12 protein-coding genes are annotated in these 14,297 nt (G+C 70.9%); 1 reads left to right on the plus strand and 11 read right to left on the minus strand.

What is annotated here, in order from left to right; translation table 11 throughout:
* Positions 1 to 145: 145 nt before the first annotated feature.
* The 4 genes from B1H50_RS06930 to B1H50_RS06945 form a co-directional block, all read right to left on the minus strand.
* A complete protein-coding gene (locus B1H50_RS06930) occupies positions 146 to 1,513 on the minus strand; it encodes a replication-associated recombination protein A (protein ID WP_080463056.1) in 1,368 nt (455 codons plus the stop codon).
* A 123-nt stretch (positions 1,514 to 1,636) separates the two neighbouring features.
* A complete protein-coding gene (locus B1H50_RS06935) occupies positions 1,637 to 3,220 on the minus strand; it encodes a ComEC/Rec2 family competence protein (protein ID WP_080463057.1) in 1,584 nt (527 codons plus the stop codon).
* Positions 3,217 to 4,029, minus strand: coding sequence for a ComEA family DNA-binding protein (locus B1H50_RS06940; RefSeq protein ID WP_229657967.1), 813 nt, complete (start codon positions 4,027 to 4,029; stop codon positions 3,217 to 3,219). The genes B1H50_RS06935 and B1H50_RS06940 overlap by 4 nt, the downstream gene beginning before the upstream one ends.
* A 59-nt stretch (positions 4,030 to 4,088) precedes the next feature.
* Positions 4,089 to 5,003: a DegV family protein gene (locus tag B1H50_RS06945; RefSeq protein ID WP_080463058.1), complete on the minus strand. Its 915-nt coding sequence runs from the start codon at positions 5,001 to 5,003 to the stop codon at positions 4,089 to 4,091.
* A 91-nt stretch (positions 5,004 to 5,094) separates the two neighbouring features.
* On the opposite strand from B1H50_RS06945, the gene B1H50_RS06950 reads away from it, so the two are divergent.
* Complete coding sequence (locus B1H50_RS06950) at positions 5,095 to 7,065, plus strand: helicase HerA-like domain-containing protein (protein ID WP_080463059.1); 1,971 nt, start codon at positions 5,095 to 5,097, stop codon at positions 7,063 to 7,065.
* 465 nt (positions 7,066 to 7,530) lie between these two features.
* Here B1H50_RS06950 and B1H50_RS06960 read toward each other — a convergent pair whose 3' ends face one another.
* From B1H50_RS06960 to B1H50_RS06990, 7 genes are all read right to left on the minus strand, one after another.
* Positions 7,531 to 10,512, minus strand: coding sequence for a leucine--tRNA ligase (locus tag B1H50_RS06960; RefSeq protein WP_080463061.1), 2,982 nt, complete (start codon positions 10,510 to 10,512; stop codon positions 7,531 to 7,533).
* Between the two features lie 168 nt (positions 10,513 to 10,680).
* Complete coding sequence (locus B1H50_RS06965; protein WP_080463062.1) at positions 10,681 to 11,133, minus strand: HIT family protein; 453 nt, start codon at positions 11,131 to 11,133, stop codon at positions 10,681 to 10,683.
* 130 nt (positions 11,134 to 11,263) lie between these two features.
* Positions 11,264 to 12,076, minus strand: coding sequence for a metal-dependent transcriptional regulator (locus tag B1H50_RS06970; RefSeq protein ID WP_080463063.1), 813 nt, complete (start codon positions 12,074 to 12,076; stop codon positions 11,264 to 11,266).
* On the minus strand, positions 12,073 to 12,783 hold the full coding sequence (locus B1H50_RS06975) for a vitamin K epoxide reductase family protein (RefSeq protein ID WP_080463064.1): 711 nt from the start codon (positions 12,781 to 12,783) through the stop codon (positions 12,073 to 12,075). The genes B1H50_RS06970 and B1H50_RS06975 overlap by 4 nt, the downstream gene beginning before the upstream one ends.
* 99 nt (positions 12,784 to 12,882) lie before the next feature.
* Positions 12,883 to 13,083: a hypothetical protein gene (locus B1H50_RS06980; protein ID WP_143231770.1), complete on the minus strand. Its 201-nt coding sequence runs from the start codon at positions 13,081 to 13,083 to the stop codon at positions 12,883 to 12,885.
* 105 nt (positions 13,084 to 13,188) lie between these two features.
* A complete protein-coding gene (locus B1H50_RS06985) occupies positions 13,189 to 14,031 on the minus strand; it encodes an HAD hydrolase family protein (protein ID WP_080463162.1) in 843 nt (280 codons plus the stop codon).
* A 95-nt stretch (positions 14,032 to 14,126) separates the two neighbouring features.
* Positions 14,127 to 14,297, minus strand: a complete 171-nt coding sequence (locus B1H50_RS06990; RefSeq protein WP_080463066.1) for a methionine/alanine import family NSS transporter small subunit — start codon at positions 14,295 to 14,297, stop codon at positions 14,127 to 14,129.

Genomic DNA, 14,297 nt, shown 5'->3' on the forward strand with positions numbered 1-14,297 from the left:
ACCCCTAACCATCCACCGCCTCACCCCCTACCTCACCAACGACACCCAACACCACCACAACCACTAACCCACCCCAACAACAACCAACCCCACCCCCAACAACAACCCACCTCGATGGGAGCAACTGCATCGCTGAGACCCGCCGCTACTCCACGCGCTTCTTGGAGCGAAGGTCATTCCAGTAATTCAATCGCTCAAGAATACGTTTCTCATAGCCACGATCGGTTGGCTCATAAAATACCTCACGATCCTGCGGTCCAGGGAATCCATCGGGGAAATAGTCCGCTCCGGAGAATCCATCAGGAGTGTCCGGATCGTACTGGTACCCCTCACCATATCCCAGTTGTTTCATAAGACCAGTCGGCGCGTTGAGGATATGAGCCGGCGGCATCAGAGATCCTGTCCGCTTCGCCTGCTTCCAGGCCCTGTTGAAGCCCCGGTAGACGCTGATGGATTTCGGTGCCGTCGCCAAGTAGACCACCGCCTGCGCTATCGCGAGCTCCCCCTCGGGCGAGCCGAGCCGCTCATAGGCATCCCACGCAGCGAGAGCGATCCGCAGGGCTCCGGGATCGGCCATCCCCACATCCTCACTGGCGAAGCGGACGATCCTCCGGGCGATGAAGAGCGGGTCCTCACCTCCCAGCAGCATCCTGCTCAGCCAGTAGAGAGCGGCGTCAGGATCGCTGCCGCGCATCGACTTGTGCAATGCGGAGATGAGGTTGTAGTGCTCCTCGGAGGTCTTGTCGTAAAGAGGAGCCCGTGAGGCTACGACGTCGGCTAGATCCTGCGCGTCCAGCAGGACCCCGGTGCCGCTGTCGGATCGCCCCGGAGCAGTGAGGACCTGCTCGACCATGCCGAGCAGGTAGCGGCCGTCGCCGTCGGCCATGGCGATGAGCACGGAGCGAGCGGGCCCCGTCAACGGGAGCTCGCGGCCCACCAGCCGCTCTGCGCGCACGAGGAGCTCGTTGAGAGCCTCCTCGGACAACCGGGAGAGAACGAGGACCTGGCAGCGTGAGAGCAGCGCCCCGTTGAGCTCGAAACTCGGATTCTCGGTGGTCGCCCCGACGAGCACTACCGTCCCGTCCTCAACGTAGGGCAGGAACGAGTCCTGCTGCGCCCGGTTGAAGCGATGGATCTCATCGACGAAGAGCAGCGTTCCCTGGCCGATCTGACGGCGCTTCGAGGCTGCTCCGAAGACCTTCCGCAGGTCCGCCACTCCGGAGAACGTGGCGGAGAGCTGCTCGAAGACGAGCCCGGTGCGCGCGGCCAGGAGCCGGGCGATCGTCGTCTTCCCGCAGCCCGGTGGCCCCCACAGGATGATCGAGGAGAGCCGCCCCTGCTCGACCATTCGCCCAAGAGGAGCGTCGGCTCCCAACACATGGTCCTGGCCGACGACATCACCCAGTACCTGCGGACGCAACCTGTCCGCAAGGGGGCGCGTGGGGTCGCTGACAGCGGGTCCGCCCGCCTTGGCGGCGGCGTCGAAGAGAGAGGGCTCGTCGGAGGGCGTCATGGGGCACAGAGTACGACCGCGCTCCGACGCCTTCGGCACGCCTACCGTGCCGATAGCGTGAGAAGGCCTGCGCCTCATTCACTGGCCAGGACCGGTTTCGATGTCTATTTCGACCGGTCTCGCTCATAAGGGACGGGGATGACGATGGCGGCGGACAAGAGCGAGGAAAAGCGCTTCGACCGCCGCGAGGAGGAGGGCTCCCCCGACGCCCCCGGGCCAGGGGATCGTCGCTCCGGGAAGCGCGGCGAAGAACCGCGCCACACCGACGAGCCAGGCGCAGGAGGCGAGCGCTGGCAGGGCCAGCCAAACCGCTGCTGTCCCCCATACCGGCGCCATGAACGCTGCCAGCAGCCCCGCCACCGTCGCCAGGGGCACCGGCGGGGCCGCCATCATGTTCGCGGGAACGGCCCATAGCCCGACCCTCGGCTGGAGGAGGATAAGCAGCGGCGCGCAGGCGAGCTGGGCGGCCACGGGCACGGCGACGAGCGGCGCCGCCCAACGGGGAAGGCGCCGGGACAGTGCCGTCATGATCGGTTCCGAGCCGAGCAGGATCCCACCGGTGGCCGCCACGGACAGGGCGAAGCCGTAGTCGCGCGACTGCCACGGGTCGACGAGCAGCAGCACGATCATCCCCGTGCACAGGGCGGGCAGGGATGCTGATCTGCGCCCCGCGGCCACGCCCGCGAGCAGCGCGGCCCCCATGGTGGCCGCGCGCAGGACGGAGCCGCTGGGCCGCATGAGGAGGACGAGGCATCCCAGGAGGATCCCGCCCACGAGCGCCCGCCAGTGCCTGGGCAGGATGCCCAGGGCGGTGAGCACGAGTCCGAGCACGATGACGACGTGCTGCCCGGAGACCGCAGTCAAGTGGGTCATCGAGACGGTCCGCATATCCTCTCGCAGGTCGGCGGGCAGGGCATGGTCGTCGCCAAGGGCCAGCCCGGGCACGAGCGCCAGGGCGCCGGCATCCTCTCCCCCGACCCAGCGCCCGAGGCCACTGCCACCGGCACGGCCGGCCGCCCTCGTCAGCCCCTCCCTGACCTCGCCGACGACGCCCAGCACCCCATCGGGGTCGCCGAGCCTCTTGGGTGCGCTCCCCCGCCCGAGGACCGCTCCGTCGGAGGCGCCCGGGGCTGGGGCGCGCAGCCTGCCCCGCGTGGTGACGCGTGAGCCGAGGGGCGCCTCCAGCCAGGACGCTTCGCCGAGGACACGGATGCCCAGCCGCGAGGGGTTGCCGTCGATGCGCACCCCGTCCAGGGCGGTCAGGATGGTGGTGGCGCGCGGCGACGCGGTGGCGCGCGGCTGCTCGCTGATGGTCCCCTCGATGGTGACCACGCGCCCGGATTCGACGGCGAGTGTCATCGGGTCCCGGGCACGGGCCCATTGGCCCGCTGAGGACACGCCGAGGACGGCCGCCACCGTCAGGCAGGTCAGGAGCGCTCCTGCGGCGATGGGGCCCGCGGAAGCAGTGCCCGCGTTGCCGGGGCGCGGGTCGTGGCGGTGCCGGGGCGGGCGGTAATGGCCGACAGGCCCGATGAGCGCGGCCGCGAGCGCGAGGGCGACAACGGCCCCAATGGCGCAAGCCCGCCACGCGCGGGCGCCGGTCAGGCCCGCGGCGCCCCACGCGCAGGCCCAAGCCGCCAGGGAGGGCGCGAGAAGGCGAAGGTCGAGGGCGGGGGCCGCGGGCTCAGCAGCCGGATGAGCGCTCATACGGTGGCCGATCCTCGGAGGGCCTCGAGCTTGGCCTGGCCGATGCCGGGGACGTCGAGGAGGGAGTCGACGGTGACGAAGGGTCCGTGCTCGGCGCGGTAGTCGACAATCCGCTTGGCCAGGGCCGGCCCGACGCCGGGCAGGGCCTCGAGCGCGGTGGCGTCAGCGGTGTTGATGTTGACCTGCCCACTCCCACCGCTGCCACCCGCCACACCCGCCCCGGGGACCGCGGACGCCCCGGCCCGACCGGGCGCGGCGGGTGGCAGCGTCTCACCCTGGCGGGGCACGCGGATCTGCTCGCCATCGACGACGATGCGCGCGAGGTTGAGCTGCTCGACATCAGCATCGGGGGTAGCCCCGCCGGCGGCGTTGAGGGCGTCGGTGACACGCGCGTCTGCCGGGAGCATGACGACACCGGGAGTGGTCACCGCGCCGGTGACGTGGACGACGGTGCTGCCCGCCGCACCGCTGCCCACCGGCCTGGCGGTACCTCCCCCAGTGGTCACCAGGCCAGGAGGGGCGTTCGTGGGGCTCGCCGCTCCTGCGGCACCCGGGCTGCCGGTCGTACCCGCCGTGAGCGCGGGGGCGCGCGCGGTCGTATCGGCGGAGACGAGGACGGAGCGGATGGCGAGGACGAGGGCGAGGGCGATGATGAGAACGCCTCCGGCGATGGCGGCGCGCGGCGTGATGGCGACTCGTCGGGGCTTGATGGGCGGGCTCTGGGGGTCGGTGGCGCAGGCGATGCGCACGTAGTCCTCGAGGGGTCGTTTGCGCGAGGCCCGCCCGGGCGAGATCTGCCTGCCGCTCATACCTCCGAGGTTAAGGAGCGCGGGAGTTGGCTCGCAGGGCCCCTGTGAAGAGGGAGACCTCAGGTGCGCAGGACGGGGCCTGTGGTTCCCCGGCCGCCGGGCGAGATGATGACGCAGCCGAGGGCCCCGGGGCCGACGTGCACGGCGAGGGCCGGGTCGAAGGGCCAGCAATGCGCCGGTACATCGATCCGTCCACCGGCCTGTGGCGTCGCCTGGCGCTCGGCCTCGGAGGCGGCGGTGTCCGCCCCAGTGGGCCCATTGGGCTCCTCCCCGGGCGCGCCCGCGGCGATGCCGTCGATCAGCGCCCGGCCGGCCGTGCCATCGTCGGCGTGGATGATGAGGCCGGTCTGGCCGACACCGCCGGCGCTCTGGGAGGCGAGGCCGGCAGCGAGTTCGGCCAGCCGGGCGCGCGCCCGCTTGGCACCGCGCACGGCTTCGACGGGGCAGATCCCGTCGGCGGTGATGCGCAGGATGGGGCGCACGCCGAGGGCCCCGCCGAGCAGAGCGGTGCGGCGGTCGAGGCGCCCGCCGCGGCGCAGGTGGGCGAGGTCGTCCACGAGGAAGAGGACGGTGCTGCGGGAGACGAGGTCACGGGCGCGCTCGACGCCGTCGTCTGCGGTGGCGGCACCGCTGGCGGCGATGGCGGCCTGCCCGAGCGCACCGCCGGTGGTGCCGGAGTCGAGCACGGTGACGACCCGTCGGCCGAGGGCCTGATTGATGGAGTCGGCTGCGCGGGCGGCGGCGTCGACGGTGCCGGACAGGGAGGCCGCCAGGTGGAGGGCGAGGACCTCGTCGGCGCCTTCCGCGGCGTGGGCGTAGGCGCGGGCGAGCTCGTCGAGGCTGGGCCGGGATGTGCTGCCCGGCCGGTTCCCGTCCCCCGTGGTGGCGTGCAGGGGGACGACGCCGATACCGCGGGCACGTGCGAGATCGGTCGGCAGGCAAGACGAGGAGTCCGTGACGACGGCAAGGCTCATGCTCCGACGATAGCCGCGCCCAGCCGTGCCGTCAGAGACTCAGGGCTGTATGCGCCAGCGTTTCCCAGGCTCCCCCCTCTACCATGGCGCCATGACTGACACACCTGACATTGCTCGTCTCAAGGCCGAGGCCGCGCAGGCCGCCGCCGATGCCGCCGCCGCGAAGGCCGCCGCCGCCCAGGCCGCTCTCGAGGCCGCCATGGCCAGCGGTGCCGCTCAGGAGGCTCCCGAAGACGCGCCGGCTGATCGAACTGAGGAGGAGGCAGAGGACAAGCCCGCTGAGCCCGAGGCGGCCGCCGAGCCGACTGCCCCCGATGCTCCGGCGGAGGCCCCCGCAATGCCGTCGTCGATTGAGCCGGAGGGCTACGCGGCGCAGGTGCGCGACGGTTACGCCTTCGACGGGCGCATGCTCCCCGTGGGCACCTACCTGGAGACGGCCCCTGCATCGGGCGACCCCGTCCCGGTCAAGGGCGTGCGCGTGGGCATCCCCATGGCGCTGCTCAACCGCCACGCCCTGGTGGCCGGCGCGACGGGTACCGGCAAGACCCGCACCCTGCAGCTGCTGGCCGAGGGACTGAGCTCGGCGGGGGTGCCCGTGTTCCTCTCCGACATCAAGGGCGATCTCACGGGCATGGCCGAGCCGGGGTCCACGAGCCCGAAGCTGGAGTCGCGCACGGCATCGACGGGCCAGGACTGGAAGCCGACGTCGTTCCCGATGGAACTGTTCAGCCTGGGATGCCAGGGCAAGGGCACGCCGATCCGTACGACAATCACGGAGTTCGGCCCGGTGCTGCTGGCGCGCGTTCTGCGCCTCAACGAGACGCAGACCTCCGCCCTGCAGCTCGTCTTCCACTGGGCCGATTCGCAGGGGATGGCGCTGCTGGACCTGAAGGACCTGCGGGCGGTTATCAACTACCTGGTGAACACCGACGCCGGCAAGGCCGAGCTCAAGACCATCGGCGGCGTCTCGGAAGCAACGGCGGGGGTGATCCTGCGCGAGCTGGCAGCCCTGGAGGCCAGTGGCGGGGACAGGTTCTTCGGCGAGCCGGGCCTGTCCGTGCAGGACCTCATGCGCGTATCCCCCGATGGGCGCGGCGTGGTCTCCTCCTTGGAGCTGGAGGACATCCAGTCCCAGGGCACGCTGTTCTCCACATTCCTCATGTGGCTGCTGGGCGAGTTGTTCGAGGTGCTGCCGGAGGTCGGGGACTTGGACAAGCCGAAGATGGTGTTCTTCTTCGACGAGGCGCATCTGCTGTTCGCGGACGCGACGAAGGCATTCATGGAGGCGGTCACGCGCACGGTCCGGCTCATCCGCTCCAAGGGCGTGGGCATCGTGTTCATCACCCAATCGCCCACGGATGTGCCCAATGAGGTGCTGGCGCAGTTGGGCTCCCGGGTGCAGCACGCCCTGCGCGCGCATACTCCCGACGACGCCGCGAACCTGAAGAGGGCGGTCTCGACCTTCCCGACCTCTCCCCTGGACCTCGCCAAGGTTCTGACCTCGCTGGGAACGGGCCAGGCGGTGGTGTCGGTACTCGATGAGAAGGGCCGCCCAGCCCCGGTGACGGCCGTGGTGGTAGATGCCCCGGCCTCGGTGATGGGCGCCGGGCAGGAGTCGACGGTGCAGTCGCTGCTCTCGGGCTCGCCGCTGGCCGGTAAGTACAGCACCATGGTGGACAACGAGTCGGCCTATGAGTTGCTGGAGAAGCGCATCGCGGCCGAGTCGGAGGCGGCCGCCGCCGCTGTCGCGGCCGAGGAGGCCCGCGTGGCCGCGGAGAAGGCCGCCGCCGCCGAGGAGAAGGAGCGGGCGAAGGCCGAGGCTGCTGCCGCGAAGGCGGCGGAGCGCGCAGAGGCCGCGGCCCAGAAGGCCGCCCAGAAGGAGGCCGAGCGCCAGGCTAAGGAGCTGGAGAAGTTGCAGCGGCAGGCCGAGAAGGAGGCGGAGCGCCAGCGCCTGGCCGCTGAGCGGGCTGCTGAGCGCCGCCGCCGGGAGATCGAGAAGACGATCGGCTCCGTCGGCCGCCAGATCGTGCGCTCCGTCCTCGGCAACGTCCTGCGGCGGTAGGGCTGGCTGGGCAGGTATATCGTCCACCGTTGGGTCAACGAGCACGCCGGACAACCCGAGAGAATAAGACGCATACTGAGGCTTATTCATGGGGGTGTCTGGGGCGATTAAGAACACAGGACCACCGGCCCGAACATCCAGGCCGCCCGCATCCTCCCGGACTGCCTGACGCGGCTACCCGCCACTACAACACAAGGAGCCACCCTGCGTGCGGGCGACGCCGACTGCCTCGGCGCTCCCTCGTGCGCCACGTCCCAGGCCGCGAAGCCGAGGACCTGGATGAGGTAGGGATATCCCTGGCTGATTCCCTGTGCGAGGTGAAGCGCCGTCTGGGTGAACGGCAGTCCGGCGTCCCTGGCCAGCACACTCAGCACGTCAAGGGTCTGCTCAACGCGCAAGGGACGAGAAGAACAGGTGGGGCACGGGGATCATCACCCGCCGTCACGCCTCAGCGGGCGGCCCCGCTCACTCCGGAACGATGCTCACAAGCCCCGGAGCCTTGACGATCACCTTGCGCACGCCCCTGCCGCCCAGGGTGCGCACCACGCCGGGTGCCGCCAGCGCCAGGCGCTCCAGCTCGGCGGCGTCGATCCCCGGGTCCACCTCCAGGCGGTCACGGACCTTCCCCTTGACCTGCACCACGCAGGTCACCTTCTCCGCCGCCAGCAGCGTCTCGTCCGCCACCACCGGGAAGGGCTCGTGAGCCAGTGAGGCCTCATGCCCGAGCCTGCCCCACAGCTCCTCCGCGATATGCGGGGCCACCGGGGAGACCATGAGCACCAGGGCCTCCGCCGCCTCTCGCGGCACCGCGCCCAGGGACGTGAGGTGGTTGTTGAGCACGATGAGCTTGGCGATCGCCGTGTTCAGGCGCATCCCCGCGTAGTCCTCGCGCACCCCCACGATCGTGCGGGCCATGAGCCGGCGCGTGGCGTCGTCGGCGGCCTCATCGACCACCGTCACCTCGCCCGTGGACTCGTCGATCACATTGCGCCATAGGCGCTGCAGGAAGCGCTGCGCACCCACCACAGCGCGCGTGTCCCAGGGGCGGTCCACATCCAGCGGCCCCATCGACATCTCGTAGACGCGGAAGGTATCCGCTCCGTAGGCGTCGTACATCTCATCCGGGGTGACGATGTTCTTCAGGGACTTGCCCATCTTCCCGTACTCGCGGGTCACCGGCTCTCCGCGCCAGGTGAAGGCCGCCTCACCATCGGCGCCGGCACTCTCCTCCACCTCCTCCGCGGGCACGTACTGCCCCCGGGAGTCCTTGAAGGCGTAGGCCTGCACGTATCCCTGGTTGAACAGGCGGTGGTAGGGCTCCGAGGATGAGACGTGGCCGAGGTCGAAGAGCACCTTGTGCCAGAAGCGCGAGTACAGCAGGTGCAGCACCGCGTGCTCCACGCCGCCCACGTACAGGTCCGTGCCGCCGGAGGTATTGCCCCCCTCGGGCCGGGGACCCATCCAGTACGCCTCGTTGGCCGGGTCGATGAGCGCCGTCGCATTCGTGGGGTCCGCGTAGCGCATCTCGTACCAGCACGAGCCCGCCCACTGGGGCATCGTGTTGGTCTCGCGGTAGTACTTCCTGGGCCCATCGCCCAGGTCCAACTCGACCTCCACCCACTCGGTGGCCTTGGACAGCGGCGCCTCCGGGCAGGAGTCGGCGTCATCGGGGTCGAAAGAGCGCGGGGAGTAGTCGGTGACCTCCGGCAGCTCGATTGGCAGCATGGACTCCGGGACGGCGTGGACGAGGCCGTCCTCGTCCCAGACGATCGGGAAGGGCTCGCCCCAATAGCGCTGACGGGAGAAGAGCCAGTCGCGCAGGCGGTAGGTGACCGCGGCGCGCCCCACGCCCTTGGCCTCCAGGTACTGGGTCATAGCGGCCTTGGCCTCATCCTTGCCCATGCCGTTGAGGTCGATCTCGCCATTCGCGGAGTTGATGAGCGGGCCGTCCCCCGTCCAGGCGGCCTCCTCCAGGTTGAAGCCCTCTGGCGGCTGGATCGTGGCGACGACGTCGATCCCGTACTTGCGGGCGAAATCCCAGTCGCGCTGGTCGCCGGAGGGAACCGCCATGATCGCGCCGGTGCCGTAGCCCATGAGGACGTAGTCGGCCACAAAGACCGGTACCTGGCGCCCATCCACCGGGTTGATGCCGAACAGGCCCGTGAAGACGCCGGTCTTGGCCCGGCCCTCGTCGGTGCGCTCGGCGTCCGTGGCGGCGGCGGCGTAGGCGCGGTAGGCGGCGACGGCCTCGGCCGGGGTGGCGTGCCCGCCGGTCCAGGCCTCCTTCGTGCCCTCGGGCCAGGCTGTGGGCAGCGTGAGGGCCGCGGCGTCGTCGTCGATCTGGGCCTGTGTGCGGGCCGAGGCAGCGGAGGGAGCCCCGCCCAGGATCGGGTGCTCGGGGGCCACCACCATGAAGGTGGCGCCGAAGAGGGTGTCCGGGCGCGTGGTGTAGACCGTGAGCGCATCCTGGCAGGCTCCGGCGAGTGCGGCCCCGGGTACCGCGTAGGTCACCTCGGCGCCCTCGGACCGGCCGATCCAGTTGCGCTGCATGAGCTTGACCTTCTCGGGCCAGTCGACGGTGTCCAGGTCCTCGGCGAGGCGGTCCCCGTAGGCGGTGATCCGCATCATCCACTGGCGCAGGTTGCGCTTGAAGACGGGGTAGTTGCCGCGCTCGGAACGGCCCTCGGAGGTGACCTCCTCGTTGGCCAGCACCGTGCCCAGGCCAGGGCACCAGTTCACCGGCGCGTGGGAGATGTAGGCCAGCCGGTGGGAGTCGATGACCTCGGCGCGCTCCGCCTTGCCCAGTTCCGCCCATGGCCGGCCGTCCGGAGTGGGCACCTCGCCGGAGGCGAGCTTGGCCTCGAGCTCGGCGATGGGGCGGGCGGCGCCCGTGCCCCGGCCGTCGCGGCGAGGGGCGGTGGGGTCGAACCAGGAGTTGAAGATCTGCAGGAAGATCCACTGGGTCCAGCGCACGTAGTCGACGTCGATGGTCTGGATGGAGCGGCGCGAGTCGTGGGACAGGCCGAGGCGGCGAAGCTGGCGGCGCATATTGGCGATATTGGCCTCGGTCGACGCACGCGGGTGCTGGCCTGTGGCCACGGCGTACTGCTCGGCGGGCAGGCCGAAGGCGTCGTAGCCCATCGTGTACAGGACGTTCTTGCCTGTCATGCGAGTGAAGCGGGCGATGACGTCCGTGGCGATGTACCCCAGGGGGTGGCCCACGTGCAGGCCCTTGCCGGAGGGGTAGGGGAACATGTCGAGCATGAAGAACTTCTCGCGCCTCGCGCCGGGGCCCGCGAGATCACCCGCGGGATTGTCCGCCCAGAAGGTGCCCTCGCTCTCCCAGCGGTCCTGCCAGGAGGTCTCGATGCTGCCCGCCAGCGCCGCCGTGTACCGGAAGGGAGGCGCGTCAAAGGACTCCGGGACGGCTACGGGGTTCTGGGTCATGGTGCTCTGCGCTCTTTCCCTGATCATCATGCCCTGAGGGGCTTCATCCCCCAGGGATCGTGGCTGGGGCCAGCCTATCCCCCGGCCGGGCCCTCCCCGCGCCATGCCCGAGCGGTGGGCCTGTCCTCCCTCTGAGGGGCCGGTCACGTCCGGGCGCGCGGTCCCCGCTCAGCGGGCGCCCGGAACGCCCGGGGCGCTGGTGACGACGAACTCCTCCCAGCCATCCTCATCCAGTCCGGCGCGCAGGCGCGCCATGGCGGCCTCGATCTCCTCGGGGGCGACGTCCTTGCGGGCTGAGGAGAACTGCAGGTCCGCCTCGGTGCGGATCGGCAGGACATGCACGTGAAGGTGATCGACGCCGTAGCCGGCCACCATGACCCCGGCTCTCGCGGCGCCGAAGACGCGGGTCTGGGCGGCCCCGATGCGCCTGGCCACCACGGCCAGGTGGGCGACGAGCTCGTCGGGGGCGTCGACGTAGGAGTCGATCTCCTGGAAGGGGACGATGAGGACGTGCCCGTCGGTGTGGGGCTCGATCGTGGCGAAGGCGGCGCAGTGCTCATCGGCCCACACGAAGGAGCCGGGGATCTCGCCGTTGATGATCTTGGTGAAGAGGGTGCTCATGCGCCTTATCCTCCCAGACGAAGGCGCCTCGCGCCGATAGTCAGCGGCCTTCAGCGGCAGGCGGCGGTTCGAGCGGATGATGCCCGCAGCGGCGGTCCGGCCGCCGACTGCGCCCGGCCCCGTCAGTCCGTCAGTCCTCGGCGAGGACCCAAAGGGAGCCCGCCGGAATCACGGCTTCCCCCGGTCCCGGTGCTCCACCGGATGCCTCCGCCGCCTCGGGAGCGTCCCCCCGCCCCTCTCCAGTGGCGCTGACGAGTCGGATGCGGCTTGGGCGCAGGCCCGAGTCGCCGTCGACCCGGCCCCGTCCCGTCACGACGATCCGCGAGTCCAAGCCGATCCCGGCGCGGTCAAGGGTCTGAAGGGTGTCGGGGTCGTCCTGGATGCGGGCCACGGAGCCGGTCTCCCCCACGCGCAGCGCGTCGAGACTGCGCAGGGCGGTGACCTCCATAGCACCATCGGCGGTGGGGATCGGATCGCCGTGGGGGTCTCGCGAGGGGCGCCCCAGGGCGGCATCGATGCGATCCAGGAGGCGCTCGGAGACGGCGTGCTCGAGGACCTCGGCCTCCTCGTGGACCTCGTCCCAGTCGAAGCCGAGGGCCTCCACGAGGTAGGTCTCCAGGAGTCGGTGGCGGCGCACCATGCCCATGGCACGGCGCATGCCCTCGGCGCTGAGCGTGACGGCGCGGTAGGGCTCATGCTCCAGGAGGCCGGCGTCGACCAGCCGCGAGACATTCTCCGATGCCGTGGAGGCCGCCACCCCCATGCGCTGGGCCAGGCCCGTGATGGAGGCGCCGGCGCCGTCCCACTCCGTGGCGGCCCAGACCGCCTTGAGGTAATCCTGGGTGACGGTCGAGTCAGCGGGGACGGCCGTGTCGATGGGGCGCGCGGGCACCGTCGCGCGCGGGGGACTCTCCTCGCTGCCCTGGTGGGCGGGGGCGCTCATCGCAGCAGTGTCATCCACTCGGACCACAGACCGACGACGACCGCGAGGGCGACGAGCGCGTAGATCGCAGCCGCGCCCCACCAGCGCCAGGCCACGAGGCGGCGGGCGGTGGCGGGGCTGACGCCCAGGTGCCCACCGGCGGCGGCCCACGCCCAGGTGGATGTGGCCACGGAGATGGTGACCGCCCAGATGAGCATGCAGAAGGGGCAAAGCTTGCCCAGGTCCATGATGGAGACGAACAGGAACCAGGCGACGAAGAGGATCCCGCCGATGGTCCCGGCCACCATGCCCCGCCACACCCAGCGCGGCAGGCGCATCCCGCCCAGGAGGAGCGCACCCAGTGTCAGGAGCGCGGCGAAGGCCATCGCCCCGATGTGGGCGTTAGGCACGCCCAGCAGGTTGCCCTGCCATATGTCCAGGGAGGCGCCGCAGGAGACCAGGGGATTGATGTCGCAGGACAGACCCGCGAGGGGCTCCTTGATCTGCTTGATGTGGGCGGTGGTGAGCTCCCAGCAGGCCCCGAGCGCGATGATCGAGCCGATGATGAGGAGCCAGGCGTAGCCGCGGGGAGCTCCGGAGGAGGCGGTGGCGCCGGCGCCCTCGACCTCGAGGATGGTGGGGTCGGGGTCCTCGGCGCTGGCGAGATAGGCCTCCAGTTCCTCCTCGCTCATCGCATCGATCTCTGCCTGGGTCGGCACGTGGGCCATGACGGCGCTCCTCTCGCTGCCCCGGTTATCGACCGGCCGCGCGCCTGGTGACGCGACCGGCCCATTGTGCACCCTGTGAGTGCTTGATGACGCGACCATTCAGCCGTCGGCCCTCGCCGTGCCCCATGTCTCGCCCTCATCGGTGGGATCGGGCTCCGCGGCCCCGGTGCTCGCCGGAGTCGCGGGGGCGCCGAGGCCGATCGTCCCGGAGACGAGCAGTAGTACCAGGGCGCGCACGGCGCGGCGGAAATCGGCACTGCGGGACCGCCGAGCCCGCCAGATGACCTGCCGGAGCCTCATGAGCGCTCCGATCAGCACGGCCAACGGCGGGCCGGCACGGGTCGGTCTGTCGCTGATACCGGTCTCGCGGGGATCCCTGTCCTGATGGGTCATCAGCCAGCGCCCTCAGGCGCCCCCGGCAGCGATGCGCTGGGCGAGATCGGCCACGAACACCGCGGTTTCCTCCCAGCCGGACACGGCGTGGCAGGGGATGCCGAGCGCGAGCACCGGGTAGTCGTTGCCCTCGGGGTCGAGGCGGTCCCCGACGAACAGCATCCGCTCACCGGGGATGCCGGTGACCTCCGCGAGGCGGGTCATCCCATAGGCCTTATCGACTCCCTTGAGGGTGATGTCCACGCTGGTCGAGCCGCCGGAGCGGACCTCGAGCCCGGGCAGGCGGGCGGCCACGGCGTCGCGCAGGGCGCCCTTCTTCTCCCCCGTCGGGTCCCAAGCGCGCTTGGCATCGAGCGGCGCCTCCTGACCGAGGGCGGAGAAGGTGATCTGGCTGCCGCGATCCTCCAGGATGTCGCCCCAGGTCCGCCCCTCCCACAGACCCAGCCTGCGGGCCTCGGCCTCGACAACGGCGAAGCCCTCCTCGATCTGCTGCGGGCTCAGGTCGTTGGCGTAGACGAGCCGCCAGCCGGGCATGCCCTCGATGGCGCGCGCGTCCTGGTCATCGGCGTGGGCGGTGCCGGCGGCGGCGCCATGGACGTAGTAGCGGGTGCCGCAGGTGGGCATGAGATGGAGGCGGGAGAGCTCGACGTCGTCGGCGCCGAGGTGGGCCAGGAGCTGGTCGCGGAACTGGCCGATCTGGCCCCCGGAGATGACGCAGACGGGGACGACGTCCAGCAGCGAGCGAAGGGCGGCGGCCATCGGCTCGGGCATCGCCGACTTGGAGGGGGCGAGGGTGTCGTCGAGGTCGAAGGCCACCAGCGCGGGGAGCGGCGGCGCGTCAGGAGAAGTGGTCATGGGATGATTGTCGCCCACGTGCCCCGATCCGCGGAAACGGAGCGGGGCACGCAGCGCCGCGCGCCCGGCCAGTGGCGCTCCGGGGCTTACGGGGCTCAGGAGTCCTGCGCGCCCCGCAGGTGCTCATGAGCGGCGGCGAGGGCGACCTCGCGGGCCTCCCGCTCCTCACGGCGCCCGCGCACGTACAGGGCGGTCACGGAGACGGCCAGGCCGCCCCAGATGATGATGATCGCGACGAGCATGAGGATGATGGCGGCACCGGTCAT

Origin of the sequence: Actinomyces gaoshouyii (assembly GCF_002072175.1) — a bacterium.
Lineage (GTDB): Bacteria > Actinomycetota > Actinomycetes > Actinomycetales > Actinomycetaceae > Actinomyces > Actinomyces gaoshouyii.

Bases quoted from the DNA above. Each gene is read 5' to 3' on its own strand.
- B1H50_RS06930 (WP_080463056.1), bottom strand. From the start codon at position 1,513: ATGACGCCCTCCGACGAGCCCTCTCTCTTCGACGCCGCCGCCAAGGCG.
- B1H50_RS06935 (WP_080463057.1), bottom strand. From the start codon at position 3,220: ATGAGCGCTCATCCGGCTGCTGAGCCCGCGGCCCCCGCCCTCGACCTT.
- B1H50_RS06940 (WP_229657967.1), bottom strand. From the start codon at position 4,029: ATGAGCGGCAGGCAGATCTCGCCCGGGCGGGCCTCGCGCAAACGACCC.
- B1H50_RS06945 (WP_080463058.1), bottom strand. From the start codon at position 5,003: ATGAGCCTTGCCGTCGTCACGGACTCCTCGTCTTGCCTGCCGACCGAT.
- B1H50_RS06950 (WP_080463059.1), top strand. From the start codon at position 5,095: ATGACTGACACACCTGACATTGCTCGTCTCAAGGCCGAGGCCGCGCAG.
- B1H50_RS06960 (WP_080463061.1), bottom strand. From the start codon at position 10,512: ATGACCCAGAACCCCGTAGCCGTCCCGGAGTCCTTTGACGCGCCTCCC.
- B1H50_RS06965 (WP_080463062.1), bottom strand. From the start codon at position 11,133: ATGAGCACCCTCTTCACCAAGATCATCAACGGCGAGATCCCCGGCTCC.
- B1H50_RS06970 (WP_080463063.1), bottom strand. From the start codon at position 12,076: ATGAGCGCCCCCGCCCACCAGGGCAGCGAGGAGAGTCCCCCGCGCGCG.
- B1H50_RS06975 (WP_080463064.1), bottom strand. From the start codon at position 12,783: ATGGCCCACGTGCCGACCCAGGCAGAGATCGATGCGATGAGCGAGGAG.
- B1H50_RS06980 (WP_143231770.1), bottom strand. From the start codon at position 13,083: ATGAGGCTCCGGCAGGTCATCTGGCGGGCTCGGCGGTCCCGCAGTGCC.
- B1H50_RS06985 (WP_080463162.1), bottom strand. From the start codon at position 14,031: ATGACCACTTCTCCTGACGCGCCGCCGCTCCCCGCGCTGGTGGCCTTC.
- B1H50_RS06990 (WP_080463066.1), bottom strand. From the start codon at position 14,297: ATGACCGGTGCCGCCATCATCCTCATGCTCGTCGCGATCATCATCATC.